The 638-nt window shown below is 48.3% G+C and carries 1 protein-coding gene; it reads right to left on the minus strand.

Annotated elements, in window-relative coordinates; translation table 11 throughout:
- On the minus strand, window positions 1-430 hold a 430-nt coding region (locus AC5O77_RS22045), incomplete at its 3' end, for an AIDA repeat-containing protein (protein ID WP_494507202.1).
- Window positions 431-638 lie beyond the last annotated feature (208 nt).

The raw sequence follows: 638 nt of genomic DNA on the forward strand, positions 1-638 counted from the left end.
GGCCACCCTCTTGATCGAGAATAATTTTTTCCGCGCGATGGCCTTCCAGTACACGCAGGTTACCGCCATTTTCCAGCAACAAACCGCAGGCATAACCTTTATCAACGCTGAATTCACCTTCGGGATGGCGGCCATTAACCGTAGCGAGCGTAGAGAGACTAATTGCGCCTCCCTCGGACTGAACAATATCTGTGGCAATGGCACCGTCGCTGACCGATAGCGTGCCATTGTTGCCGTACTGTGTGCATTTGGCGATCCCACCGGTTGCCACTTTCAACCAGCCAGCCCCCGTGACCACGGTATTTTCGGCTCTTCCGCCAGCTTCAACAATCAACTCGCCTTCAGTAAGTTGCGTCGCGCCAATGACCTCGCCGGTCTTAACAATTTGCACGTTCCCGTCGCTCATCAAGTTTTTCGCATCAGATCCCATGATTTATTCCTTTGCTGCATCTGTGTGCCTTTATTGCTACCTAAGTGTAAAGGCTACGGAGGATTTATCCACGACAGATTTGAGATGGTGGCAAACAACTCTGTTTAAACTCTGATACACGAATTATTGGGTTGTATCAGATGTAAATGCGATCCTGAATAAAAATCACCCTTGCAAATCAACAACATATAGCCAATTTGCTTAAAAG

It is taken from the genome of Stenotrophomonas sp. INTA L402-1 (assembly GCF_059295135.1).